At 64.9% G+C, this 21,616-nt stretch carries 22 protein-coding genes; 11 read left to right on the top strand and 11 right to left on the bottom strand.

Going from position 1 to position 21,616, the window contains the following annotated elements; genetic code table 11:
- Nucleotides 1-2: 2 nt before the first annotated feature.
- The 3 genes from KBI52_RS26715 to KBI52_RS26705 form a co-directional block, all read right to left on the bottom strand.
- Nucleotides 3-593, bottom strand: coding sequence for a cysteine hydrolase family protein (locus KBI52_RS26715; RefSeq protein WP_173949130.1), 591 nt, complete (start codon nucleotides 591-593; stop codon nucleotides 3-5).
- A gap of 137 nt (nucleotides 594-730) precedes the next feature.
- On the bottom strand, nucleotides 731-1,411 hold the full coding sequence (locus tag KBI52_RS26710; protein ID WP_210812287.1) for a 3-oxoacid CoA-transferase subunit B: 681 nt from the start codon (nucleotides 1,409-1,411) through the stop codon (nucleotides 731-733).
- Nucleotides 1,411-2,145 (bottom strand): CoA transferase subunit A, encoded by a 735-nt coding sequence (locus tag KBI52_RS26705; RefSeq protein WP_173949128.1) that lies wholly within the window; start codon nucleotides 2,143-2,145, stop codon nucleotides 1,411-1,413. Before KBI52_RS26705 ends, KBI52_RS26710 begins: the two co-directional genes overlap by 1 nt.
- Nucleotides 2,146-2,508: 363 nt before the next feature.
- On the opposite strand from KBI52_RS26705, the gene KBI52_RS26700 reads away from it, so the two are divergent.
- Nucleotides 2,509-4,320, top strand: a complete 1,812-nt coding sequence (locus KBI52_RS26700; RefSeq protein WP_173949127.1) for an AsmA-like C-terminal region-containing protein — start codon at nucleotides 2,509-2,511, stop codon at nucleotides 4,318-4,320.
- Here the strand turns inward: KBI52_RS26700 and KBI52_RS26695 are convergent.
- The 3 genes from KBI52_RS26695 to KBI52_RS26685 are packed head-to-tail and all read right to left on the bottom strand — an operon-like array spanning nucleotide 4,314 to nucleotide 7,191.
- Entirely contained in the window at nucleotides 4,314-5,117 is an 804-nt protein-coding gene (locus KBI52_RS26695; protein ID WP_173949126.1) for an ABC transporter permease, read from the bottom strand. The genes KBI52_RS26700 and KBI52_RS26695 overlap by 7 nt on opposite strands.
- Entirely contained in the window at nucleotides 5,114-6,019 is a 906-nt protein-coding gene (locus tag KBI52_RS26690) for an ABC transporter permease subunit (RefSeq protein ID WP_173949125.1), read from the bottom strand. The genes KBI52_RS26695 and KBI52_RS26690 overlap by 4 nt, the downstream gene beginning before the upstream one ends.
- Nucleotides 6,020-6,021: 2 nt before the next feature.
- Nucleotides 6,022-7,191, bottom strand: a complete 1,170-nt coding sequence (locus KBI52_RS26685) for an ABC transporter ATP-binding protein (protein ID WP_210812286.1) — start codon at nucleotides 7,189-7,191, stop codon at nucleotides 6,022-6,024.
- Nucleotides 7,192-7,416: 225 nt separating this feature from the next.
- Here KBI52_RS26685 and KBI52_RS26680 point away from each other — a divergent pair, with 225 nt between their 5' ends.
- From KBI52_RS26680 to KBI52_RS26670, 3 genes are all read left to right on the top strand, one after another.
- Nucleotides 7,417-7,851: a MarR family winged helix-turn-helix transcriptional regulator gene (locus tag KBI52_RS26680; protein WP_210812285.1), complete on the top strand. Its 435-nt coding sequence runs from the start codon at nucleotides 7,417-7,419 to the stop codon at nucleotides 7,849-7,851.
- Nucleotides 7,852-7,972: 121 nt separating this feature from the next.
- The gene (locus KBI52_RS26675; RefSeq protein WP_173949204.1) at nucleotides 7,973-9,541 is read left to right on the top strand and encodes an MFS transporter; all 1,569 of its coding nucleotides are present in this window, start codon (nucleotides 7,973-7,975) and stop codon (nucleotides 9,539-9,541) included.
- Nucleotides 9,542-9,548: 7 nt separating this feature from the next.
- Nucleotides 9,549-10,664 carry an HlyD family secretion protein gene (locus KBI52_RS26670; protein ID WP_173949122.1) on the top strand — a complete coding sequence of 372 codons (1,116 nt, stop codon included), beginning with the start codon at nucleotides 9,549-9,551 and terminating at the stop codon, nucleotides 10,662-10,664.
- A gap of 123 nt (nucleotides 10,665-10,787) precedes the next feature.
- Here the strand turns inward: KBI52_RS26670 and KBI52_RS26665 are convergent, their stop codons facing one another.
- Both KBI52_RS26665 and KBI52_RS26660 read right to left on the bottom strand, forming a co-directional pair.
- Entirely contained in the window at nucleotides 10,788-12,380 is a 1,593-nt protein-coding gene (locus tag KBI52_RS26665; protein WP_210812284.1) for a DHA2 family efflux MFS transporter permease subunit, read from the bottom strand.
- A 5-nt stretch (nucleotides 12,381-12,385) separates the two neighbouring features.
- Complete coding sequence (locus KBI52_RS26660) at nucleotides 12,386-13,582, bottom strand: HlyD family secretion protein (RefSeq protein WP_210812283.1); 1,197 nt, start codon at nucleotides 13,580-13,582, stop codon at nucleotides 12,386-12,388.
- Between the two features lie 149 nt (nucleotides 13,583-13,731).
- Here KBI52_RS26660 and KBI52_RS26655 point away from each other — a divergent pair, with 149 nt between their 5' ends.
- Nucleotides 13,732-14,433 (top strand): TetR/AcrR family transcriptional regulator, encoded by a 702-nt coding sequence (locus KBI52_RS26655; protein ID WP_210812282.1) that lies wholly within the window; start codon nucleotides 13,732-13,734, stop codon nucleotides 14,431-14,433.
- On the opposite strand, the gene KBI52_RS26650 is transcribed toward KBI52_RS26655, so the two are convergent.
- Entirely contained in the window at nucleotides 14,393-15,079 is a 687-nt protein-coding gene (locus KBI52_RS26650; RefSeq protein ID WP_173949118.1) for a Crp/Fnr family transcriptional regulator, read from the bottom strand. The genes KBI52_RS26655 and KBI52_RS26650 overlap by 41 nt on opposite strands.
- A gap of 185 nt (nucleotides 15,080-15,264) precedes the next feature.
- On the opposite strand from KBI52_RS26650, the gene KBI52_RS26645 reads away from it, so the two are divergent.
- The 6 genes from KBI52_RS26645 to KBI52_RS26620 all read left to right on the top strand — a co-directional run bounded on the left by KBI52_RS26645 (nucleotide 15,265) and on the right by KBI52_RS26620 (nucleotide 19,303).
- Nucleotides 15,265-17,142, top strand: a complete 1,878-nt coding sequence (locus tag KBI52_RS26645) for an ABC-F family ATP-binding cassette domain-containing protein (protein WP_210812281.1) — start codon at nucleotides 15,265-15,267, stop codon at nucleotides 17,140-17,142.
- Nucleotides 17,143-17,327: 185 nt separating this feature from the next.
- Complete coding sequence (locus KBI52_RS26640) at nucleotides 17,328-17,729, top strand: hypothetical protein (protein ID WP_173949116.1); 402 nt, start codon at nucleotides 17,328-17,330, stop codon at nucleotides 17,727-17,729.
- A gap of 175 nt (nucleotides 17,730-17,904) precedes the next feature.
- The gene (locus tag KBI52_RS26635; RefSeq protein WP_173949115.1) at nucleotides 17,905-18,087 is read left to right on the top strand and encodes a hypothetical protein; all 183 of its coding nucleotides are present in this window, start codon (nucleotides 17,905-17,907) and stop codon (nucleotides 18,085-18,087) included.
- An 89-nt stretch (nucleotides 18,088-18,176) separates the two neighbouring features.
- Nucleotides 18,177-18,314 (top strand): hypothetical protein, encoded by a 138-nt coding sequence (locus tag KBI52_RS26630; RefSeq protein WP_173949114.1) that lies wholly within the window; start codon nucleotides 18,177-18,179, stop codon nucleotides 18,312-18,314.
- A gap of 146 nt (nucleotides 18,315-18,460) precedes the next feature.
- Entirely contained in the window at nucleotides 18,461-18,736 is a 276-nt protein-coding gene (locus KBI52_RS26625; RefSeq protein WP_259060074.1) for a hypothetical protein, read from the top strand.
- 84 nt (nucleotides 18,737-18,820) lie between these two features.
- Nucleotides 18,821-19,303, top strand: a complete 483-nt coding sequence (locus KBI52_RS26620) for an AAC(3)-I family aminoglycoside N-acetyltransferase (RefSeq protein WP_210812322.1) — start codon at nucleotides 18,821-18,823, stop codon at nucleotides 19,301-19,303.
- A gap of 30 nt (nucleotides 19,304-19,333) precedes the next feature.
- On the opposite strand, the gene KBI52_RS26615 is transcribed toward KBI52_RS26620, so the two are convergent.
- The gene (locus KBI52_RS26615; RefSeq protein ID WP_173949113.1) at nucleotides 19,334-19,717 is read right to left on the bottom strand and encodes a hypothetical protein; all 384 of its coding nucleotides are present in this window, start codon (nucleotides 19,715-19,717) and stop codon (nucleotides 19,334-19,336) included.
- The gene (locus KBI52_RS26610) at nucleotides 19,717-21,285 is read right to left on the bottom strand and encodes a S10 family peptidase (RefSeq protein WP_210812280.1); all 1,569 of its coding nucleotides are present in this window, start codon (nucleotides 21,283-21,285) and stop codon (nucleotides 19,717-19,719) included. Before KBI52_RS26610 ends, KBI52_RS26615 begins: the two co-directional genes overlap by 1 nt.
- Nucleotides 21,286-21,616: the final 331 nt, after the last annotated feature.

The following is a 21,616-nucleotide window of genomic DNA, read 5'->3' as shown; positions in this document are numbered from 1 at the left end:
CCTCACGAAGGCCATTGGCTCAGCACGACCTCGCTGCTTACGGTCTCGACTTGATAACTGTAACGTTTGGAATACAGGGTCAGGAGGGAATCGTGCCCCTCATCCGATGAACTGCAGACGCCGTCCGCGACGATCAGAACGCGCAGGCCGAGATCGACTGCGCCGAGCACGGTGGCTAGAACGCACATATCGGTCTCGGAGCCTGTGATCATGAGGGTATCGACGCCGCGCTCGCTGACGAGATCACGCAACTTGTGACCTGCAAAGGCTGAGTAGACCGGCTTGTCCAGCATGATGGCCGGCGGAACGAGCCGCTGCAGCGGCGGCATCAGTTCCAGCAGCCTGGGGTCGAGATGCTCACGGGTGACTTGGCGCCACTCCTCGTAATAGCGACGCCATGTGCCCGGCATATCCTCAGGCCGGAACGGGGGAATGAATCGGGTAAAGACCGTACGGTCCGGAGCCCGCTCGGCAATCCGGACGACGGTCGGCAGGACACGCTCCATCCATGGCGTCGGCCACGGCCCCTCGGCCGAAAAGAGGCGCTGCATGTCGATGCAGAGATGAAGGGTGCCTGGGCCGAGGAGTGTCATGTCGTTTCGGTGAAATGGCGACGATACGCGGCAACGGGCCGCGATCAGCCTCGGTTCCATCTGAACGACATCAGGCCCCGGTCAGTCCCGGGGCCTGCCTAGACTCTACCGCTCGTCCTTTGCAGGCGCCGGTATGATCAGGCTGCGCTGGCTTGGCCGCTGCCGAGGGCAACCTTGAATTCGGCCTGCGTCTTGGCCCTGATCTCCTCCACGGTCACGCCGTCCGCGAGTTCGATAAGGGTCATGCCGGTGCCGCCCTTCTTGTCGATGGAGAAGACGCCGAGATCTGTGATCACCAGGTCGACGACGCCGGTCCCCGTCAGCGGCAGACTGCACGCCTTCAGGAGCTTGGGATCCTCGGAGCCGTCCTTGGCCTTGGCCACGTGTTCCATCACCACCACGACGCGCTTGACGCCGGCGACCAGGTCCATGGCGCCGCCCATGCCCTTCACCATCTTGCCCGGGATCATCCAGTTGGCGAGATCGCCGTTCTCCGCCACCTGCATGGCGCCCAAGATCGACAGGTCGATATGGCCGCCGCGGATCATTCCGAAGGAGTCGGCAGACGAGAAATAGCTGGTGGTCGGCAGTTCGGTGATCGTCTGCTTGCCGGCATTGATCAGGTCCGCATCCTCCTCGCCCTCGAACGGGAACGGCCCCATGCCGAGCATGCCGTTCTCCGACTGGAGCTGGACGCGCATGCCCTTGGGGATGAAGTTCGAGACCAGCGTCGGGATGCCGATGCCGAGATTCACGTAAAAGCCGTCGCGCAACTCCTTGGCCGCGCGCTCGGCCATCTGTTCACGGGTCCAGGCCATCAGACTTCCTCCCCTGCCCCGGCCGGCGCAGCCTCGGCGCGCTTGCGGGTCGTGCGTTGCTCGATGTGCTTGGCCGGGTTCGGCAAATGAACCATGCGCTTCACGAAGATGCCCGGCGTATGGATGCAATCGGGGTCGATCTCGCCGGCAGGCACCAAATTCTCGACCTCGGCAATGGTCAGCCGGGATGCGGTGGCCATCATCGGGTTGAAGTTGCGGGCCGTCTTCCGGTAGACGAGGTTGCCTTCCGTATCGCCCTTATAGGCGTGCACGATGGAGATGTCAGCGAACAGGCCCGTCTCCATGACATACTTCTCGCCATTGAACTCACGCACTTCCTTGCCCTCGGCGATCAGCGTGCCGACGCCGGTCTTGGTGTAGAAAGCCGGGATGCCCGCGCCGCCGGCGCGGATGCGCTCGGCCAGCGTGCCCTGCGGGTTGAATTCAAGCTCCAGCTCGCCTGAGAGGAATTGCTGCGCGAACAGCTTGTTCTCGCCCACATAGGAGGAGATCATCTTGCGGATCTGGCGGGTCTCCAGCAGGCGGCCGAGGCCGATGCCGTCCACGCCCGCATTGTTGGAGATGAAGGTCAGATCCTTCGCCCCCGAGTCACGGATCGCCTCGATCAGGGCCTCCGGTATCCCGCACAGGCCGAAGCCACCGGCCATGATGGTCATGCCGTCCTTGACCACTCCGGCCAGCGCTGCCTGCGCATCGCTGTACACCTTATCCATCAAAACCTCTCCCCATGGGCGATCCACGCTCGCTAGAGCATCGGCCCCAAAAGTGGAAGGCACCTTTGGGATCCACCCGATGCTCGAAGCCTTTGCCGGCGCGTCGTTCGGGACGGACCCGGAGGCCGCGTCAGCGAAACCGGGTCCACTTTTGCCCCGCGACACGCCAGAAGAAACGATCGAAAACGGGTTGCGACGTTTTGGCCGCTCCGCTCCGAATGGCGGCCACCCTGCAACCTGGCCTCAATTTAGACAATCCCTTCATATGGATATATGGAAACGATTCACGGTTTCGGTCTTGCCTGAGGACATCCCCTCATCTCCGCTTGCGAGGCAGGCCTTAAGGTTTACAACATTCGTCCCATGTCCCGCCGCGTTGTCCTCCTCATTGCGTTGATTTCGCTCGCCGTTCTCGGAACGGCAGCCTCTCCCTGGACGCTGCCGGGCGGCGGACTGTCGGCGGAGCTGACGCAGCATGTGAAGGACAGGTACGGCCTCGATCTGACGGTGAGAGGACGCAGCACCTTTGCCGTTCTGCCCATTCCACGGGTGAAATTCGAGAATGTCACGCTCGAGTTCCCGAACCAGGCCATCAGGGCCGACGGCGGGACGCTGAGAGGCGAGTTGCGCCTGCTGCCACTGCTCCTGGGCCGGATCGAGCTCTCGGATTTCGACCTTACGGAAACACGCATCACGGGATCGGCTCGGGCCCTGCGATCCATCAAGTGGACGGAGGCTCTCAAGGATCGCGCGAGCGGGACCTATGCCCGCCGCCTCATTATCAACAAATCGACCCTGCGCTGGACCGATCTGAAGGATGCCAACCTGGACCAGCTCAACCTCGTCATACGCTGGGCCGATGCGGCCGAGCCCATGACCATGGTCGGCTCGGCGCTCTGGCGCGACGAGGAAATCTCCCTTGAGGAGTCATCTGTCTTCCCCGAACTTCTGGCGTCCGACCGGATCAGCCCTTTTGCCCTGACGCTGGCCTCACAGTCCGTCCGGATTGCGGCCGAGGGAGAGGCGCAGCTTGGAGACACGCCTCGGATCACCGGCGAGAGCACCATTCAGGCCAAATCGGTGCGTGACTTCACCCGGTGGAGCGGCGTTGACCTGCCTTTCGGTTCGCTGGTGCGCGCCGTGTCCGTCGCGGGAGACTTTTCCATGGACCGTCGGCGCCTATCCTGGCCGGCCGTTTCCGTGACGATGGGCGAGGACAAGCTGGAGGGGACGCTCGGCGTCCGTTTCGATACGGATCGTCCGGTGATCACGGGAACCCTTGCGGCCGATACGCTCAACCTGTCGGACCTCTTTGCGCCGTTCTCGCAGGCCCGAACCTCCTCCGGCTCATGGAGCGAGGAGACCATCGATCTGACCAGGGCCACCGGCGCCGACCTCGATCTGCGTCTCTCGGCGGCGACCGCGAGCCTCGGCCGGCTCAGCCTGGAGGACATGGCGGCCAGTGTGCTCGTGCAATCCGGCCGAATCGAAGCCTCGATCGGCCGGGCCGGCTTCAACGACGGCAGCCTCAAGGGCCGCCTGTCCCTGGTGAAGCAGAATGGCCAGGTCGAGTTCAAGAGCCAGGGCACCTTCGCGGGGGTGAAGATCGCGCCCTTCCTGGCCGCCATGGGAGAGCCTCGCTGGATCACCGGCCACGCGACCGGGCAATTCAGCTTCGAGGGATTGGGGAAGAACCCCGCGGACGTGATCCGGGAGGCGCAGGGCCGCTCTTCCATTGAGGTCAGCGACGGGGAGATCGTCGGAATTGCCCTTGATGACGCCCTACGCCGAGTGGAGAAGCGGCCGCTTCTCGCGTCGCTCAACTGGAAGGGCGGCCGCACGCCTTTCGATAAGGTCCAGGCGCAGATTCTGGTGAAGGATGGTGTCGGGGAAATTGCCGAGGCCCATCTTCGGGGGCCTGCCGTGCAGGCTGACCTTACGGGCCAGGTTCTTCTGGTCGACCGCCAGCTCCGCGTGACGGCGAACGTCTCGCCGGCCGGAGCCCCGGTGGGCCAGTCCCCCGCGCTCGTCTTCAACGTCGTCGGCGACTGGGACAATGTCGCGGTCTCGCCGGAGATCCGTTCCCTCATCGAACGCTCGGGCGCCGCCAAGCCGCTTTTTCCGTCCGAACGCATTCCGGCCAACGAACCGCGCCCGCAGGCTACGGCTCAGTGAGCGTTCCGGCGCGAGCGCAGGACGGAGCACTTGCTGAGCAGGGTCGCGCCGATCACGCCGAGCGTCACGATGCCGATCAGGATGGTTGAGGCGGCATTCACCTCCGGTGAGAGCCCCAGCCGCACCTGGCTGTAGATCTTGATCGGCAGGGTCGTCGCTCCAGGCCCGGCATTGAAGCTCGCGATCACCAGGTCGTCCATGGACAGGGTGAAGGCGAGCAGAAAGCCCGCCACGATGGAGGGAGCGATCAGTGGCAGCGTGACGGAGAAGAACGTGCGCAGGGGCGGCGCCCCGAGATCCATGGCCGCCTCTTCCAGCGAACGGTCGAACGTCATGAGGCGCGATTGAACCACCACGGTCACGAAGCACATGGTGAGCGTGGTATGCGCCAGCGTGATGGTCCAGAAGCCGCGGTCCAGGTCGATGGCGACGAAGAACAGGAGCAGCGACAGGCCGGTGATCACCTCAGGCATGACCATGGGCGCATAGACCATTCCGGTGAAGAGCGTCCGTCCCGGGAAGCGCCCGTAGCGAGTGAGCGCGAGGGCCGCCAACGTCCCGAGGATGGTCGCGAGAGTCGCGGAGAGAAGCGCGATGCGCACAGTCACCCAGGCCGCTTCCATGAGCGCCTCGTTCCGGAACAGCGCACCGTACCATTGGGTCGAGAAGCCGCCCCAGACCGTGACGAGCCGGGAGGCGTTGAAGGAATAGATCATCAGCAGCAGGATCGGCAGATACAGGAACGCGAACCCGATCACGAGCGATGTGACGTTGAATAGGCTCAGACGCCGGTTCATGGCCGCGCCTCCACGCGCCGCGCCTCGACGTCGCGATAGATCACGATCGGCACCACCAGGATGATGAGCAGAAGGATCGCGACGGCTGACGCCAGCGGCCAGTCGCGGTTGGAGAAGAACTCGCTCCAGAGCTGCCGGCCGATCATCAGCGTTTCCGAGCCACCGAGAAGATCCGGAATGACGAACTCGCCCACCGCCGGAATGAAGCACAGGAGCGAGCCGGCGACGATGCCCGGCATGGCGAGCGGCACGGTGATCGTCCAGAACGATCGCCAGGGCGGCGAGCCGAGGTCGAGGGCCGCTTCGAGCAGCGTATCGTCCATCTTCTCGAGCGTCGCATAGAGCGGCAGCACCATGAAGGGCAGATAGGCATAGACGATGCCGATAAAGACGGCCGTTTCGGTGTTGAGGATGTCCAACGGTTGGGAGATCAGGCCCATGCCCGTCAGCGCCTGAGTGAGCAGGCCCTCCGGCTTCAGAATCGCCACCCAGGCATAGATGCGGATGAGAAAGCTCGTCCAGAATGGCAGGATGACGAGCGCCACCAGCAGCGAACGGTACCGCTCCGGCGCACGGGCCATGCCGTAGGCGATCGGAAACCCTACCAGCAGGAGCAGCAGGGTCGAGACCGCGGCGATCCGCACGGAGGACAGCGTGGCTCGGAAATAGAGATCGTCCTGGGTCAGGAGCTCGAAATTCTCGAAATCAAGAGCGCCGAAGAACCCGGTGATGTCGCCCCATTCGAAGACAGGCTTGTAGGGCGGCTGGGCCACCGCCGCGTCCGAGAGGCTGATCTTGAGGACGATCAGGAACGGCACGAGGAAGAGCCCGCCAAGCCACAGATAGGGAATGGCCGGCACGAGGCCGGCGGTCAGGCGTCGCGGGAGGGAACGTTCGACCATGGCTATTCCGCCAGGATCACCGCCGCATCGGGCGCAAACGTGACATGGACCTGCTCGTCCCAGTCGATGGGATTATCGACGAACCGCGAAGCGTTGGCGCGAGTGACGCGCAGGATCTCGCCGGTGGCGAGCTTCACCCGGTAGACCGTCCAGTCGCCGAGATAGCCGATGTCCCACACCTCGCCACTGAGCACATTGACGGCGCCGGGTCCCGGCGGGTCTCGATGGATCACCATCTTCTCGGGCCGCACCGCGATGGCCACCGCCTGCCCGGAATGCAGCACTTCGTCCGGATCGTCGATGGTGAGCGATCGCTCGGCCGATGAGGCCTTCACACGCCAGAGGCCGTTCTCCCGACCCTGCACGTGCCCCTCCAGAATATTCACGTCGCCCACGAACTCCGCGATAAAACGGGTCTTGGGCTGCTCGTAGATCTCTCCCGGGGTGGCCACCTGCACGATGCGGCCGTGATCCATCACCGCGATCCGGTCGGCCATGGTCATGGCCTCCTCTTGGTCGTGCGTGACCACCACGAACGTCATGTGCAGCTCGTGCTGGATGTCCATCAGCTCGAACTGCGTCTCCTCGCGCAGCTTCTTGTCAAGGGCGCCCAGGGGCTCGTCGAGCAGCAGCACCTTGGGCTTCTTGGCCAGAGCCCTGGCCAGCGCCACCCGCTGGCGCTGGCCGCCGGAGAGCTGGCTCGGATAGCGCCTCGCGAGCTTTTCGAGCTGAACGAGACGCAGCATCTCGCCGACACGCTCGGCGATCTGGTCCTTTGGCAGGCCGTCCTGCTTCAGGCCGAAGGCAATGTTTTTCTCCACGCTCATGTGGGGGAAGAGAGCATAGGACTGGAACATCATGTTCACCGGCCGGCGATAGGGCGGTACCCCGGCCAGATTCTGATCGCCCAGGGTGATGCTGCCCTCGCTGGGTGTCTCGAACCCCGCGAGCATGCGCATGAGGGTCGTCTTCCCGCAGCCGGACGGGCCGAGCAGGCAGAAGAACTCGCCTTCGAAGATGTCCAGGGAAAGGTGGTCCACCGCCACACCGTCCCCGAACCGCTTCGTGACGTTGGAAAAGCGGATGAGCGGCTTGGCATCGGGATTGGACCAGGGCGCAAAGGCACGGCGCACGGCGCCAACGGAGGCGGATTGGCGGGAGGGAGGAGGCAAGATGCTTTGACTTCGGCCTTGAACGAGGAAACCTGCGGGCAAGCTATGATGTTCGGCCCCCGAGAACAACACATTAAAAGTCTTTGCCCGTCGGATCGGGAACCGCGTTCACTGCAACCCTCCCCTGCCCGATGCAGTTGACGATGAGGCTTGTAGGCGGTCCGGGGCTGAGCTATCGAGCACCCATATAATTAGTGCCCTAATAATATGTGGTCTAAGTTGGTCATGACGACTCCTGCCAAGGCGGCTTTTTCCGAGGAGATCTGGAAGGTCAGCCGGAAGATGCGCACCCTCTTCGACGCTCGGGTCCGAGCCAAAGGTCTGACCCTGGCGCGCGCACGAGCCCTGATGCTCCTGGGAAGGAACGGCTGCATGACACAGACGGAACTTGCAGACCTGCTGGAGATCGAGGGCCCGACCCTGGTCCCCCTTCTCGACAGCCTTGAGAAGCAGGCTCTGATCGAACGCCGACCGGTGGCCGGCGACAGGCGCGCCAAGCAGATCGCCCTCACGGAAGCGGGACAGGAACAGGCCGCCTACGTGAACATTCTCGTTCAGGAGTTCCGTAGCGATGTCCTGAAAGAGACCAGCGAGGACGATCTCAAGGCAGCCCTCCGCGTTTTCCACGCCATGGTGCGGAATATCGAATCCGCCGGCTGAAGATAGTGTGCATTCGGTGACAGCGACCTCCGACGACAGTTCTCCCCATGGCTCCAACGCCGTAACCGCTTCGAAGCCGGTCGAGCCGCAGGCGGCACCCGCCCCGCCCGCGCCAACTCCCATGCCTTGGTCCCGGGCGGCGCTCTACATGCTGACGTCCCTTCTCCTGTCACTCACTCAAGGACTGGGGATGAACCTTGCTGCGGCGAACCTCCCTCAGCTTCAGGGGCCGCTCGGCGCCACAACGAATGAAGTCACCTGGCTGATCGCCGCCTATATGGCGCCCAATGTGAGCCTGTCGCTGATCCTTGTGAAGGTCAGGGCACAGTTCGGGCTTCGCAACTTCGCGGAGCTGAGCATTCTCGTGTTCGTCCTCGTGATGCTGCTGCACATCTTCGTGCGGGACCTGCAATCGGCCCTCATCGTGCGCTTCTTCAGCGGCATCGCAGCCTCGCCCATCTCGACGCTCGCCTTCCTGTACATGCTGGAGCCGCTGCCCCCGGCCAAGAAGCTGAGCGTCGGCCAGCCCCTCGTCCTCACGAACATCGCATTGGGCGCCCCGTTGGCCCGCCTGATCTCGCCGGACCTCCTGATGCTCGGCGATTGGCATGGTTTGTATCTGTTCGAGATCGCCCTCGCCATGATGGCCTTCGCGGCCGTGTACCTCCTGCCCCTGACGCCTCCGCCGCGTGCCAAGGTGATCCACTGGCTCGACGTCGTCAGCTATCTTTTCATTGCCGTCGGCTTCGGTCTCATCGCCATGGTGTTCGTGCTGGGAAGGGTCTACTGGTGGTTCGAAGCGCCCTGGCTCGGGGTCATGCTCGCCCTCGGCCTCGCTTCGCTCACCTGCGCGGTCGCGATCGAGCTCAACCGCGAGACGCCCTTTCTGGATATCCGATGGCTTGCCCAGAAAGAGATCTTGCATCTCGCCGGCACCCTCATGATCTTCCGGCTTCTCATGTCGGAACAGACGGCCGGCGCCTTCACGTTCTTCCAGTCCCTAGGACTGCAAAACGAGCAGATGACAGTCCTGTCCCTGGTGGTGATCGGGGCCTCCATCACGGCCGGCCTGGGCTATATCCTTCTCGTCAAGCCCGGCCGCGAGACAGCCGCTCAGATGGTCGCCTTGGTCCTGCTGCTGATCGGCGCACTCATGGACAGCAACGCAACGAGCCTCACAAGGCCTGAGCAGATGTACGTGAGCCAGGCGCTGATCGCGGCAGCTGGGGTCCTGTTCCTGCCTCCCGCCATGGCGACAGGGCTGGCGCTGGCCCTGCAGCGGGGGCCGACCTTCATCCTGAATTTCATCGTCGTCTTCCTGACGACGCAGAGCCTCGGTGGCGTGATCGGATCAGCCCTCGTCGGCACCTTCATCACCTGGCGGACTCGATTTCATCTCCAGGACCTGGTCGACCACCTTGCTTCGACGAACCCACTCGTCTCTCAACGTATTGCGCAACTGGCCGGGACCTACGGCCGCGTCATCACGGATCGATCCCTGCTCAACGCGGAGGGCGTGGCGCTCCTGGGCCAGCAGGTCACCCGGGAGGCGACCGTGCTCGCCTACAATGACGCTTTCCTGGCCATTGCTCTCGCGGCCGCCTTCACGCTCGCGGCGATGATCCTCCATCTCGGGATCCGTGCGATCCGCAAGAGCCTCTCACCCGAACCGCAACCGGCCGTCAGTTAAAATCATCATGACCAAGTTCTTTCGATCCACCGCCTCCCTCATTGCCGTGATCATCGGCATCGCCGGTGTCGCCCTCGTGCTCTATGCCTGGCGTCTCCCGCCCTTCACGAGCTCGGTCGCGACCACCGACAATGCCTATGTCAGGGGACAGATCACGGTGATTGCGCCTCAGCTTGCCGGCTACGTGGCCGAAGTGGCCGTGCAGGACTTCCAGCGTGTAAAGGCGGGGCAGCTCCTGGTGAAGATCGACGACCGGATCTTCGCGCAGAAGCTCGAGCAGGCGAAAGCCACCCTGGCCAGCCAGCGGGCGGCCCTGTCCAATTCCGAGCAGAAGGAGCGCTCGGACCGGGCACGGATCGAATCGAGCCAAGCCCAGGTCGACAGCAGTCGGGCGGCTCTGAATGCCGCGGAAGCGAACTGGAACAGGATTTCGCCGCTCCTGGAACGGGGGGTCGCGACGCAGAGCCAGGCCGATCAGGCCCGGGCCGGCTTCGACCAGTCGACTGCCGCCCTGCACCAGGCCGAGGCGGCGCTGACCGTCTCGCGCCAGGATCTTGCATCCACCCTCGTCAACCGCCAATCCCTCGAGGCGGTCGTTCAGGGCGCCGAGGCCGCCGTCCGGCTGGCCGAGATCGACCTGCAGAACACGCGCATCGTGGCTCCTGAGGACGGGCGCCTCGGCGAGGTCGGCGCGCGCGTCGGTCAATACGTATCGGCCGGCACGCAGCTGCTCGCCCTCGTGCCCGAGCGGATTTGGGTCGTCGCCAACTTCAAGGAAACCCAGCTTCCGGGCATGCGGGTCGGCCAGCCTGTCACCTTCACGGTCGACGCTCTGGAGCATGCGCAGCTCGCCGGGCGGATTGAGCGCTTCTCGCCCGCCGCCGGTTCCGAATTCAGCGTGATCAGGACCGACAACGCCACCGGCAACTTCACCAAGGTGGCACAACGGGTGCCGGTGCGGATCGCCATCGATCCCGGCCAGGCGCTCACGGACCGACTGGTGCCGGGCATGTCGGTGGTGGTGAGCGTTGATACGCAGGCCCGTCCTGCGGATGTCCCGGCAACGGGAACAACCCCGCAGGCTCAGGGTTCGACCGTGACGTCGGAGCAGGATCGACGATAGCGCATCGTGCGGACCCGGAGCGGTGGAGAAGGTCTATGTCCTGCTGCGCAGGCTCAGGCTGAAGGCATCCGGACGATAAAAAAAGCCCGGTTCGAGAGCCGGGCTTAAGTTTTGGAGGTTTAGCTAATGCCCCCCGCCGCCTGCTGGCGCGGCACGAGGCTTTTCGATGAAGGGCAAGGCGCAGATCAGGCCCAGGAACAGCACGGTCAGGAGCAGGAACACGTCGGCGAAGGACATGACGAGCGCTTCCTTCCTGACCATGTTCGACATGGTCTTGATCGCCGCCGCATTGGCATCCGTGCCGAGCCCCTGGAACCTCATGGTTAGGGCATTGAGGGTCTCCAACGCCCGGGAGCTGTCCCAGCTGACGCTCTCGCGCAGGCGCTGGAGATGCAGGTCGAGGCGGTTGTTCAGCAGGGTGTTGATCACCGCGAGGCCGACGGCGCCGCCGAGATTACGGGTCAGGTTGTAGAGGCCGGACGCATTCTTGATCCGGTCCGGTGGCAGGGTGCCGAGAGCGATGTTGTTGATCGGCACCATGCAGATCATGAGGCCAACGCCGCGGAAGATCTGCGGCACGAACAGCTCCCAGAAATCCCAGTCCTTGGTCAGGCCCGTGATCTGCCAGGTGCCGAACGCGAAGGCGCCGAAGCCGATGGCCATCATGAGCCTCGGGTCCATCTTGCGCGACAGCATCCCCGCCACCGGGGCCATGAGGAACATGGTGGCACCGGTCACGAACATGGTCTCGCCGATCTGCAGGGACGAATAGCCCCTCACCCGCGCCAGATAGACCGGGTAGAGATAGGTCAGGCCGTAGAGGCCAATGCCCATGACGAAGCTGAAGGACGAGCCTGCCAGGAAATTGCGGTCCGTGAAGGCGCGCAGGTCCACGATCGGCTGCTTGGCCGTGAAGGCGCGATAGAAGAAGCCGATCGCCCCGACGGCGCACACGATGGCGAGGATCAGCACCGCCTCGTCCTGGAACCATTCGTTGTTGGGCCCCTCTTCCAGCACGTATTCCAGACTACCGAGAAAGGCCGCCATGCAGCCGAGGCCCACCCAGTCGAAGCTCTTGAACAGGCTGAGGTCGGGCTCGTCGAAGTCGACAAGCAGATAGGTCGAAACGGTCACGAAGATGCCCGGCACGATGTTGACCAGGAACAGCCAATGCCAGGAGAAGAGATCCGTCAGATAGCCGCCGAGGGTCGGGCCGATCGTCGGCGCGAGCGTCGCCACGAGGCCAATGATCGGCGAGATCACGGGCCGCTTCTCGGGCGGGAAGATCGTGAAGGCGGAGGCGAAGACGGTCGGGATCATTCCGCCGCCGATGAAGCCCTGCAGGGCGCGGTAGACGATCATCTGCTCGATGTTCGTCGCGGTCGCGCACATGAAACTCATGGCAGTGAAGCCGCCGGACGCGATCACGAACATCCAGCGGGTCGAGAGCACGCGCGAGAGCGTGCCCGAAAGCGGGATCATGATCACTTCGGCGATCAGGTAGCTCGTCTGCACCCAGGAGATTTCCTCGGACGAGGCCGAGAGGCCCGCCTGGATCTCGGCGAGCGAAGCCGAGACGATCTGGATGTCCAGGATCGCCATGAACATGCCGAAGACCATGCAGAAGAACGCGAATGTCCGGCGCCGGTCGAGCGGCGCCGGCTTCGCGGCCGGCATGCCTTGAGGCTTTGCTTGAACAGCAGCCGATGCGGCCATAGTTCCTACTCTTTGATGCTGGCCGTCTTGGCGGCGTCAGCGCCGGTGCGGGTATCCACGTCGACCACCACCGACAGGCCCGGGCGCAGCAGACCCTGCTGGGCCACCTCGGGATTGACGGTGACCCGGACGGGCACGCGCTGGACGATCTTGGTGAAGTTGCCGGTGGCATTCTCCGGCGGCAGCAGGCTGAACACCGCGCCGGCGGCGGGCGACACGCTCTCCACGGTACCGACGATGTCGGAATCCGGGAAGGCATCGACCTTCACATGCACTTTCTGGCCGGGCTTCAGGGACGCGAGCTGCGTTTCTTTGAAGTTGGCATCCACATGGACGCTCGTCAGCGGAACGAGAGCCGCCAGGCGCGCGCCGGGCTGGACATAGGTGCCGACCTCCACGGCCTTGTTGCCGATGATGCCGTCGAGGGGCGCGCGGATCTCCGTGAAGGAGAGATCCCGCTCGGCCTTGTCGACGGCGGTCTGATACTCGGCCGCAAGCCGCTCGCCCTCGTTCTTCTGAGCAGCGAGAACCTCGACATTGGCCTGAGCCGCCGCCACCGCCGCCTGGGCGCTCTTGACGTCGGCATTGGCTCGGTCACGGGCAGCCTTGGCGTTCTCGAGCGCGGCGCGGCTGGTGTAGTCGGACCGGGCGAGCTGCTGCTGACGGGCATAGTCACCCTCGGCGCGCTCGGCCTCGGCCTGCGCGCTGACCACCTGCGACTCCGCCTGCAGCGCCGAGGCGCGGCCCGCTTCGATCTGGCGCCCGAGGCGCACGATGGCGCTCCGCTGGGTCGCAAGCTTGTCCTTGGCCGACTGGAGGGCAAGACCATAATCGCCATCGTCGATCTTGGCGATCAGGTCGCCCGCCTTGACGCTCTGGTTGTTCGTGACGGCCACGGAGGCGACGTAGCCGGAGATCTTGGCCGACAGGATCGTGATGTCCGCCTGTACATAGGCGTCGTCGGTCGAGACCATGAAGCGCCCGTCCGTCCACCAATGGTAGCCCTCGTAGCCGCCGAATCCCAGAGCGGCCGCCAGGATGGCGAGGATCACGGGCTTCTTGCCGAAACCCTTCTTCCGTGCCTTGGGCTCGGCGGCATGAGGCTGGGCCTGAACAGGCTCGGGCGCCTGAACGGGCTGCCCGCCCTTAGCCGTCTCGAGGCGCTCCTTGGCGCCCTGCTCAAACTCGTCCCGATAAGCCATGTGAACCTCTGCAAGCCAACTTAAAGCCCGTTGTTCGAGATGGTTCGGGCTTATCGTTGCAGACTTGATATCTGCCAGTCACCTGCCATATATGAGTTGACCGAACCGTTCGGTCAATAGCGATGACGAAAAAGGATACAAGAGAAGCTATGAGCGCCGTGCATGACAGCACCCGAGATCAGGCACTTTCTTCTCCGACCGACGAGAGCCCGGAGAACTCGAAGCGCCGCCAGATCCTGGAGGGCGCCCGCAAGGTCTTCCTGGCTGAGGGCTTCGACGGCGCCAGCATGGGCGAAATCGCCAAGGTCGCCGGGGTGTCGAAGGGCACCCTCTACGTCTATTTCGACAGCAAGGAACGCCTCTTCGCCGCTCTGACCACGGAGGAGAAGCAAGGGCTGGCCGAGGTTCTGTTCAAGCTCGATGCGAATGATCCCGATGTCCGCGGCGTTCTGAAGGCGCTTGGCCTGGGCTACCTGCGCCGCATGGGCAAGCCTGAACATATCTCCTCGATCCGTATGGTCATGGGCGCGGCCGAGAAGTTCCCCCATCTGGGACAGGCCTTCTATGAGGCCGGGCCGTGCCAGGGGCTCGCCCGCCTCGGCGCCTATTTCGACCGGCAGGTCGAAGCGGGCCGGTTGTCCATCGAGGATACCCACGTGGCCGCCCAGCATTTCCTCGATCTCTGCGTGTCGGGCATGCTGCGCCGCCTGCTCTTCTCGGTCGGAGAGCCGCCGACGGAAGCCGAGATCCAGAAGAACGTGGAGCACGCGCTCCGGGTCTTCTTCGCCGCCTACGGTCCGACGGAGCCGGCTAGTGGTCCGTCTGCATCGCCTCGGCTACGCGCGCTTTGAGCACGTCCGGCTGCCGCAGGATCAGCGCGCCGCGCGTGCGCTCGATCAAGCCTTCCTGGGTCAGCATCGTGAATTCCCGCGTGATCTGCTCGCGCCGGCAGCCGATCCGGGCCGCCACGATGTGGTGGAAGGGCGGCGGGGTGATGACCCGCTCCCCCGACCGGTCCTGACGGGGCGTCGACAGCCGCAGGAGCTCCGAATAGAGCCTGTGCCGGAGATCGAGCACAGTCTGTTCCATGAACCGGGCGTTCAGCTCGCGGATGCGGGACGCCATGAGGCAGAACAACCGCTCGGCGATGGGCTGATGGGAGAAAAGGAGCTCCTTGAAGACGGTGGCGGGCATCACGCAGGCCTCCCCGCGGGTCAGCGCCGTCACATTGGCCGAACGCGGCACCCCGTCGAGCGCCGCCAGCTCCCCGAACAGGTCGCCGGGCCTCATCTCATAGAGGATGACCTCCTTGCCGGAGGCCGTGCGCATGAGGACCCGAACCTCGCCCGAGAGCAGGAAGTAAACGTCCGTGGACGGCTCGTCGAAGTCGACCAGAACCTCCTCGGGATCGAAGCGGCGCCAGTTGGCCCGCGCCTCGAACCGCTCCAGGTCGATGTCCAGCCCTTTGAAAAGCTTAATCCCGGCGAGCCGCGCCATCGGTCCTCTCCCCCTGAATGCTATCCTTGGCTATAGCACATATTTTCCATAGCCAGTATGTCATTTGATCCACCCCTTTCCCAGGCATTGCGGGTCTTGTCACTAGCGATTCAGGCTAGGTGGCGTCCGGTCGCGGCCCAGGACCGGGACCTTGCCAGAGCCGCCGTCCCGCGCCAAAAGGCGGCATGCTTCACGTCAACGACCTAACCTACCGCATCGGCGACCGGCTGATCCTCGACCACGCCTCCTTCAACCTGCCCACCGGCGCGAAGGTGGGGCTGGTCGGGCGCAATGGCGCGGGCAAGACCACCCTGTTCAAGATCATCCAAGGCGAGCTCGCCACCGAGAGCGGCAGCGTCACCCTTCCCCGCGGCATGAAGATCGGCGCGGTCGCCCAGGAAGCTCCCGGCGGGCCCGAATCCCTGATCGACGTCGTGCTCGCGGCCGACAGGGAGCGCAGCGCCCTGTTAGTCGAGGCCGAGACGGCGGACGGCCTCCGCCGGGCGGAGATCGAGACCAGGCTCACCGATATCGGGGCTCATTCGGCACCCGCCCGCGCCGCCGCGATCCTGCACGGGCTCGGCTTCGATGCCGAGGCTCAGAACCGGCCCTGCTCGGATTTCTCCGGCGGCTGGCGCATGCGCGTGGCGCTCGCCGCCGTGCTCTTCACCGAACCGGACCTGCTGCTCCTCGACGAGCCGACCAACTACCTCGACCTCGAGGGCACCCTCTGGCTTTACGATTATCTCGGACGCTACCCGCACACGGTGCTGGTCATCAGCCACGACCGAGAGCTCCTCGACGCCTGCGTCAACCACATCCTCCATCTCGACCGGGGCAAGCTCGCAATCTATCGCGGCGGCTACACGTCGTTTGCCAAGCAGTTCGCGGAAAAGCGCGAGCTGACGGCCAAGATGGCCGCCAAGCAGGAGGCCGAGCGCAAGCATCTCCAGGCCTTCGTCGACCGCTTCAAGGCCAAGGCATCCAAGGCCCGTCAGGCGCAATCCCGCGTCAAGCGCCTCGCCAAGCTGGAGCCCATCGCGACCATCGTGGAAGACGACGTGCTGCCCTTCAACCTGCCCGGCCCGGAACGCCCCGCGGCGCCGCCGCTGATCACGGTCGAAGGCGCCGCCGTCGGCTACGGCGAGCGGATCGTGCTCGATCGCCTCAACCTGACGATCGCGCCGGACGACCGGATCGCGCTCCTCGGCTCGAACGGCAATGGCAAATCCACCTTCTGCAAGCTCATCGGCGGCAGGCTGGCGCCCATGAAGGGCGAGATGCGCACGCCCAGCCGCATGGACGTGGCCTATTTCGCCCAGCACCAGCTCGACGAGCTGAACCCCAAGGCGACGGCCTACGACCACGTCGCCGAGCGGATGCCCGACACGCCGGTCGCCAAAATTCGGGCCCGGACTGCACAGATCGGCTTTCCGAGTGCAAAGGCGGACACCCCGGTGTCCGCCCTGTCGGGTGGCGAGAAGGCGCGCCTGCTCATGGGACTGGCGGCTTTCGACGGCCCTCACCTGCTGATCCTCGACGAGCCGACGAACCATCTCGACATCGACAGCCGCACGGCTCTGATGGAAGCGATCAACGACTACACGGGCGCGGTCATCCTCGTGAGCCACGACCGCTTTCTGATCGAAGCCTGTGCGGACCGACTCTGGATCGTCGGCAGCGGCGGCGTGAAGCCCTTCGACGGCGACATGGACGATTACCGTCAGCTCGTGCTGTCCGGCGATCTCGATCCGCAGAGACGTTCCGACAAGCCACTGGCGCCCGGCGCCTCCAAGGTGGAGGAGCGTCGTGCCGCCGCCGAGCGACGGGTGGCCCTGGCACCGCTGCGCAAGAAGCTGGAAGGGGTCGAGGGTCGAATGGCGAAGCTCACGGACGTGATCGGCAAGATCGACGCCGCGCTCGCCGACGGCACCGCTTTCCAGAAGGATCCGGCGAAGGCCACCGAGTTGTCCAGAATGCGCGCCGAAGCCGCCGCGACCCTGGCCTCCGTCGAAGAAGAATGGCTGACGCTCAGCAGCGAGATCGATGAGGCCGGCGCGTAGCGGGCTTCCCCGTCCCGCATTTTTCGACCGCGGACCGGATCCCATCCCGCGGTGGACGCTTTCCATCGTGATCGTCGCGGCTCGAGGCGTTGCCCGCGAGCCGGACAATCGCCCCTGAACAAGGCGTTATAACATCGTTCATCCTCCGCCCCGTATATTGACGACCTCACGATGGAGAACGAGACATGCTTCGCGCAGTATTGGCAACGGCGGTGCTGGCCACCGGTGCACTCTTCGGGACGGTGCCGGCGGCACAGGCTCAGAGCCTGGTGCCCTGCGCGCGGGAACACGAATTCTGCCGCGTTCCCTACCCCACCCGCGTCATCTACGGCGTTCCCGGACGGAGCGCGGAAATGTTCGTTCGAGAACGTGGCATCCCATGCTCGAACCGGGTCTTCGGCGATCCCGCACCGGGTGTCCCGAAGCGCTGCGCGTTCGTCGCACGTGGATACGACCGCGGCGACCGCTGGCGCGACGACGGTTATCGGGGGCCTCCGCCGCGGCGGGGCTACGACCGCGGGTACGACCGTGATTTCAGGGACGATGGCGGTTATGACCGGCCCGTCCGGCGCTACGACGTCTACTGAGAAAAGACGCGGCTCAGCCAGTCCTCTCGGTCGAGGATCGGGGTGCGGGCACGGCAATCCGACCCGTACCTCCTCCTACCTACCCCCGCAGGGCTCCAGAGTTACCTACTCGGGGCCCGCGCAGAATCGGAGCAGGAACGTATTCTCGAAAGAGCCTTATGGGGGAGGCTGACCGATGAGGATCCAAATTTCCGCCTGCACCGACAAAGTCTTCGAGGTGGGTCTCTTGCCGCTGGCCCATCTGACCGAGAGTTCGGCTTCCGCCGTCAACGACAATGCGACCCGCCCGCCGATCAAATCGAAAGCCCGGTTGCATTGGAAGCGCGCGGCGTTCCTGGCGCAGCATGCGGTTAGGTAATGATGCCGTAAGGTAATATCGCGTGCGGGACAGCACATCTGTCCAGCTTTCCCTAAGGTAGCCTTCTGCTGCCTTTGATGGAGGCTTGGATGAATCAGGTGATGTCCTACTGCACGGCAAGGCTCTTCTCACGGGCCTTCGTGCCGCTTGCTCCCTTCAGAGCCCGGGAGGTCGAGCCGGGCAACGACAACGATCCGCTGGCTCCCTTCCCGTGCGTCTGGCGCTGACGAGGTCACCCGCTTTCGAGCGCCGGAAAGGCCGATGCCCATGATGGCTGTTGCTTACCTCCTATGGTCATTTGAAGGTTCACGTCGCGAACTGCGACATTCCTCTGCCCGTGATCGCGCCAGCCCGGGCCCCCATGGAGAGGATTGTGACCGCTGCTCATGATCTCGAAGAGATCGTCGATCTGTTTGCCATCGGCAGACCGTCCCGGAATGCCGACCTTTTGCCCGTGAAGGTCGCGACGCTTCCTCTCAAAAAGGCCGTTGCCCTCGTGATCGAGGACTGGTCCGACGACAAGTTCCGGCAATTGAGCGCGGTCATTCAAAGGCGCTCCGGCCCGGCGATCCGCAGCCTCGACGACATCCGACATCTCTACGATCGCGCGACCTCCCGCACGGAAAATCGCGTCAGGCGCCCCGTCTGACGTTCGATCTCGCGTCAGAAACCCGAGGCATCGCCGGCTCCGGAGGGAATGCCCTGGACGCCCCCGCTGCCCTATGGTGAAGCCATGTCGTCGATCCCGCTCCCCATCCGCCGTCTCGGACCCGGTGACGTCCCGCTTCTGCGCAAGCTGAACGCGTTGTTCGCCGTTGCATTCGACGATCCCGCCTCCTATGCGTCCGAGCCGCCGAGCGACGCCTATCTGGAAGGACTTCTCGCCAAGGAAAACGTCGTCGTGCTCGTGGCGCTGTCGGGCGGCGACGTGCTGGGCGGGCTCGTCTCCTACGAGCTCGAGAAGTTCGAGAAGGCGCGACGGGAGTTCTACATCTACGACCTCGCGGTCCATGTGGCGCATCGCCGTCGGCATGTCGCCACCGCGCTCATCGAGCACCTGCGCGGGATCGCCGCCCAGCGCGGGGGCTGGGTCGTCTACGTGCAGGCCGATTACGGCGATGAACCCGCCATTGCCCTTTACGAAAAGCTCGGCACCCGCGAGGAGGTGCTGCATTTCGACATTTCAGTCGACCCGACCCCGAAGGGCAGCCGGTGAACCGGCCACGGCCGTTGCGTCAAGGCAGGATCAGGGCTTCACGATCCGGTCGAGCCGGTTGTTCACGAAGAAGTACAGCTCACGGCCGCCGGGCTCGGAATAGAGCACCTGGACCTCGCGCTGGCCCTTGCCGCTCTCGCCGACCAGCACATCCGTCGCCGGCTTGCCTTTCAGGCGCACGAGGTCGCACTCGGTGATCCCGGGCTCGATGGTGGTCGCCCGGCCGAATCCCGTGACGGTGCAGCGACCGTCCGGTCCCAGGGTAGGCCCATCGATGACGGGCCCCGGGGTGACGGCCGGCGCCGGAGCGATCGCCACAGCAGGAGCCGGTGGCGCGCTGCCCGTGCTGGTGCAGGCCGCCAGAACCAGCGCGACGAAAGCGACGCTCGAGAGAACCTTCACATGCATTCCCATCAATCCCTGTTGTCCACGGCCCTCGCCTGCAGGGCCTCGTCGAAGAGGCGCTGCACATCGGCCTTGAAGGCCTGCCGCGACGCCTGCCGCGAATAGAACATGTGGCCGCCTTCGTAAACACTCAGCGTCACACGCGGCTGGGGACCGAGCTCGGGCAGCTGGTTCAGGAGCAGCTGGGAGGCATAATAGGGCGTCACCAGGTCGGTGAAGCCGTGCGTGACGAGCACGCGCATCCTGCCGTCGAGAGAGAGGGCCTGGCGCAGCTCGTCGAGGTTTTCGGGACCGTTGCGGCCGCCGCCCCAGCGCCATGCGCCGTTGACCGATCCGTTCAGCAGGTTGTAGCGCCCGTCCGCCTTGTAGTTCAGGGTCTGGGCCAGGTGTTGGATGATGGCGCTCGACAGGGGCGCCGTCATGGCATCGAGCACGGGATCGTCGAAGCGGGAAGACTGCGATGACGGGTTGGGGTCCGCGATGGCCACGTTGGTGTCGTAGGCGCTGACGATTTCGGACGATCCGCGCCGGAGCTCGCGCTGGACCGTGCGCATGTCGATGCGTCCGGCCAGGCGACGGGTCAGTTCGGGATCAAGCCCGCTCAACTCCGCCACGCGCCGGCTGATCCGGTCGACGGCCTCCTTGTCCCGCAGGCCCCGCATGAGGTCCACGAGGTATTCGCCGGACGCGTAGGCCTCCGCGCTCCCGAGCGCCTCCCGGGACACCGGCCCGGTGCGGGACAGTTTCGCGGCGGCCAGGGACGGCAGCAGGGCCGAATAGGTCCACGGCGCCCCGGCGGTCCCCTGCTCGAGCCAGTCGAAGTCGAAGACCGGCGAGACGAGCACGAGGCCGCTGAAGCCGACGCCCTGGTCGTTCTGCAGCTTCTGAGCCAGCAGCGGTCCGCGGAAGCCGCCGTAGCTCTCGCCGACGAAGAACTTCGGCGAGACGAGCCGGTTCTTCTCCTTCAGCCAGCGCGTGACGAATGCGGCGAGCCCGTCGATGTCTCCCGCAACGGAATAGAAGCGCTCACGCACCGGGTCGCCCCCGACCACGCGGCTGTAGCCGGTGCCAGGCGGGTCGATGAACACGAGATCCGTGAAGTCGAGCCAGGTCTCGGCATTCGGCACGAGAGCCGGAGACGCCGAGGGGCTGATCGTCGGCCCGTCCATCGGCAGGAGCCAGGGACCGACCGCGAGAAGATGCAGATAGGCCGAGGACGCGCCGGGCCCGCCGTTCACCGCGAACGTCACGGGCCTGGTCGCCGGATCCGCATCGTCCCGGGTATAGGCGACGAACCCGATCTCGGCCTGCGGCGTGCCCTGCGGATCCGTCAGCGTCAGATGCCCGGCGGTGGCGGTGAAGGACAGGGTCCGACCCGGCAGCTGAAGGCTGTGCCGCGTCACCGATTCCGGCGGCAGGGCCTGCGTCTCCCTGGCCTCCGGCCGCGACCGACGCGCCTCCTGCTGGCCCTGGGACTGCTCCCGGTTGCCTGCCTGCTCCTGCGCACCGGCGCCGAGGGGCATCGCCAGGGTCAGGACAAGGGCAGCATAGAGAGGAAGACGCGTCGCTCGGGTCATCGGGAGTTCCTTTCGGCCTCCCTGAAACTGGAGAGCCCCCCGGCCACGGCAAGTTCCGCGGCGATGAAGTCTTCGTGTACTGTGCCGCGCCTCAATCCGACCTCATACCGCGGGTCAGGCGGACCGCCCTCCCGCCCTTCTCTGTCATCACCGGCCTTCCGCCGATGTTCCCGCTTGTCTGAAGCGCCGCGCCTGTTCGGATCGGGATGGCCCGTCCTGATCCTCTCCGCGTCATCGCCGGGCTTGTCCCGGTGATCTCGCTTGCTTGAGGTGCGGCGCTCTTCCGGATCGGGATGGCCGGCACAGGGCCGGCCATGACGGGCGCAGGGTG

The sequence above is a fragment of the Microvirga sp. HBU67558 genome, assembly GCF_018069605.1.
Taxonomy (GTDB): Bacteria; Pseudomonadota; Alphaproteobacteria; order Rhizobiales; family Beijerinckiaceae; genus Microvirga; species Microvirga terrae.
Note: the sequence above shows the minus strand (reverse complement) of the source record. Positions and strands in the feature narration are given on the sequence as shown.

Coding starts and splice junctions, on each gene's coding strand:
- KBI52_RS26705 (WP_173949128.1), bottom strand. CDS start 2,145: ATGGATAAGGTGTACAGCGATGCGCAGGCAGCGCTGGCCGGAGTGGTC.
- KBI52_RS26710 (WP_210812287.1), bottom strand. CDS start 1,411: ATGGCCTGGACCCGTGAACAGATGGCCGAGCGCGCGGCCAAGGAGTTG.
- KBI52_RS26695 (WP_173949126.1), bottom strand. CDS start 5,117: ATGAACCGGCGTCTGAGCCTATTCAACGTCACATCGCTCGTGATCGGG.
- KBI52_RS26650 (WP_173949118.1), bottom strand. CDS start 15,079: ATGGCGCGGCTCGCCGGGATTAAGCTTTTCAAAGGGCTGGACATCGAC.
- KBI52_RS26665 (WP_210812284.1), bottom strand. CDS start 12,380: ATGGCCGCATCGGCTGCTGTTCAAGCAAAGCCTCAAGGCATGCCGGCC.
- KBI52_RS26660 (WP_210812283.1), bottom strand. CDS start 13,582: ATGGCTTATCGGGACGAGTTTGAGCAGGGCGCCAAGGAGCGCCTCGAG.
- KBI52_RS26675 (WP_173949204.1), top strand. CDS start 7,973: ATGCCTTGGTCCCGGGCGGCGCTCTACATGCTGACGTCCCTTCTCCTG.
- KBI52_RS26630 (WP_173949114.1), top strand. CDS start 18,177: ATGAATCAGGTGATGTCCTACTGCACGGCAAGGCTCTTCTCACGGGCC.
- KBI52_RS26680 (WP_210812285.1), top strand. CDS start 7,417: ATGACGACTCCTGCCAAGGCGGCTTTTTCCGAGGAGATCTGGAAGGTC.
- KBI52_RS26635 (WP_173949115.1), top strand. CDS start 17,905: ATGAGGATCCAAATTTCCGCCTGCACCGACAAAGTCTTCGAGGTGGGT.
- KBI52_RS26670 (WP_173949122.1), top strand. CDS start 9,549: ATGACCAAGTTCTTTCGATCCACCGCCTCCCTCATTGCCGTGATCATC.
- KBI52_RS26690 (WP_173949125.1), bottom strand. CDS start 6,019: ATGGTCGAACGTTCCCTCCCGCGACGCCTGACCGCCGGCCTCGTGCCG.
- KBI52_RS26700 (WP_173949127.1), top strand. CDS start 2,509: ATGTCCCGCCGCGTTGTCCTCCTCATTGCGTTGATTTCGCTCGCCGTT.
- KBI52_RS26615 (WP_173949113.1), bottom strand. CDS start 19,717: ATGGGAATGCATGTGAAGGTTCTCTCGAGCGTCGCTTTCGTCGCGCTG.
- KBI52_RS26640 (WP_173949116.1), top strand. CDS start 17,328: ATGCTTCGCGCAGTATTGGCAACGGCGGTGCTGGCCACCGGTGCACTC.
- KBI52_RS26620 (WP_210812322.1), top strand. CDS start 18,821: ATGTCGTCGATCCCGCTCCCCATCCGCCGTCTCGGACCCGGTGACGTC.
- KBI52_RS26610 (WP_210812280.1), bottom strand. CDS start 21,285: ATGACCCGAGCGACGCGTCTTCCTCTCTATGCTGCCCTTGTCCTGACC.
- KBI52_RS26645 (WP_210812281.1), top strand. CDS start 15,265: ATGCTTCACGTCAACGACCTAACCTACCGCATCGGCGACCGGCTGATC.
- KBI52_RS26655 (WP_210812282.1), top strand. CDS start 13,732: ATGAGCGCCGTGCATGACAGCACCCGAGATCAGGCACTTTCTTCTCCG.
- KBI52_RS26715 (WP_173949130.1), bottom strand. CDS start 593: ATGACACTCCTCGGCCCAGGCACCCTTCATCTCTGCATCGACATGCAG.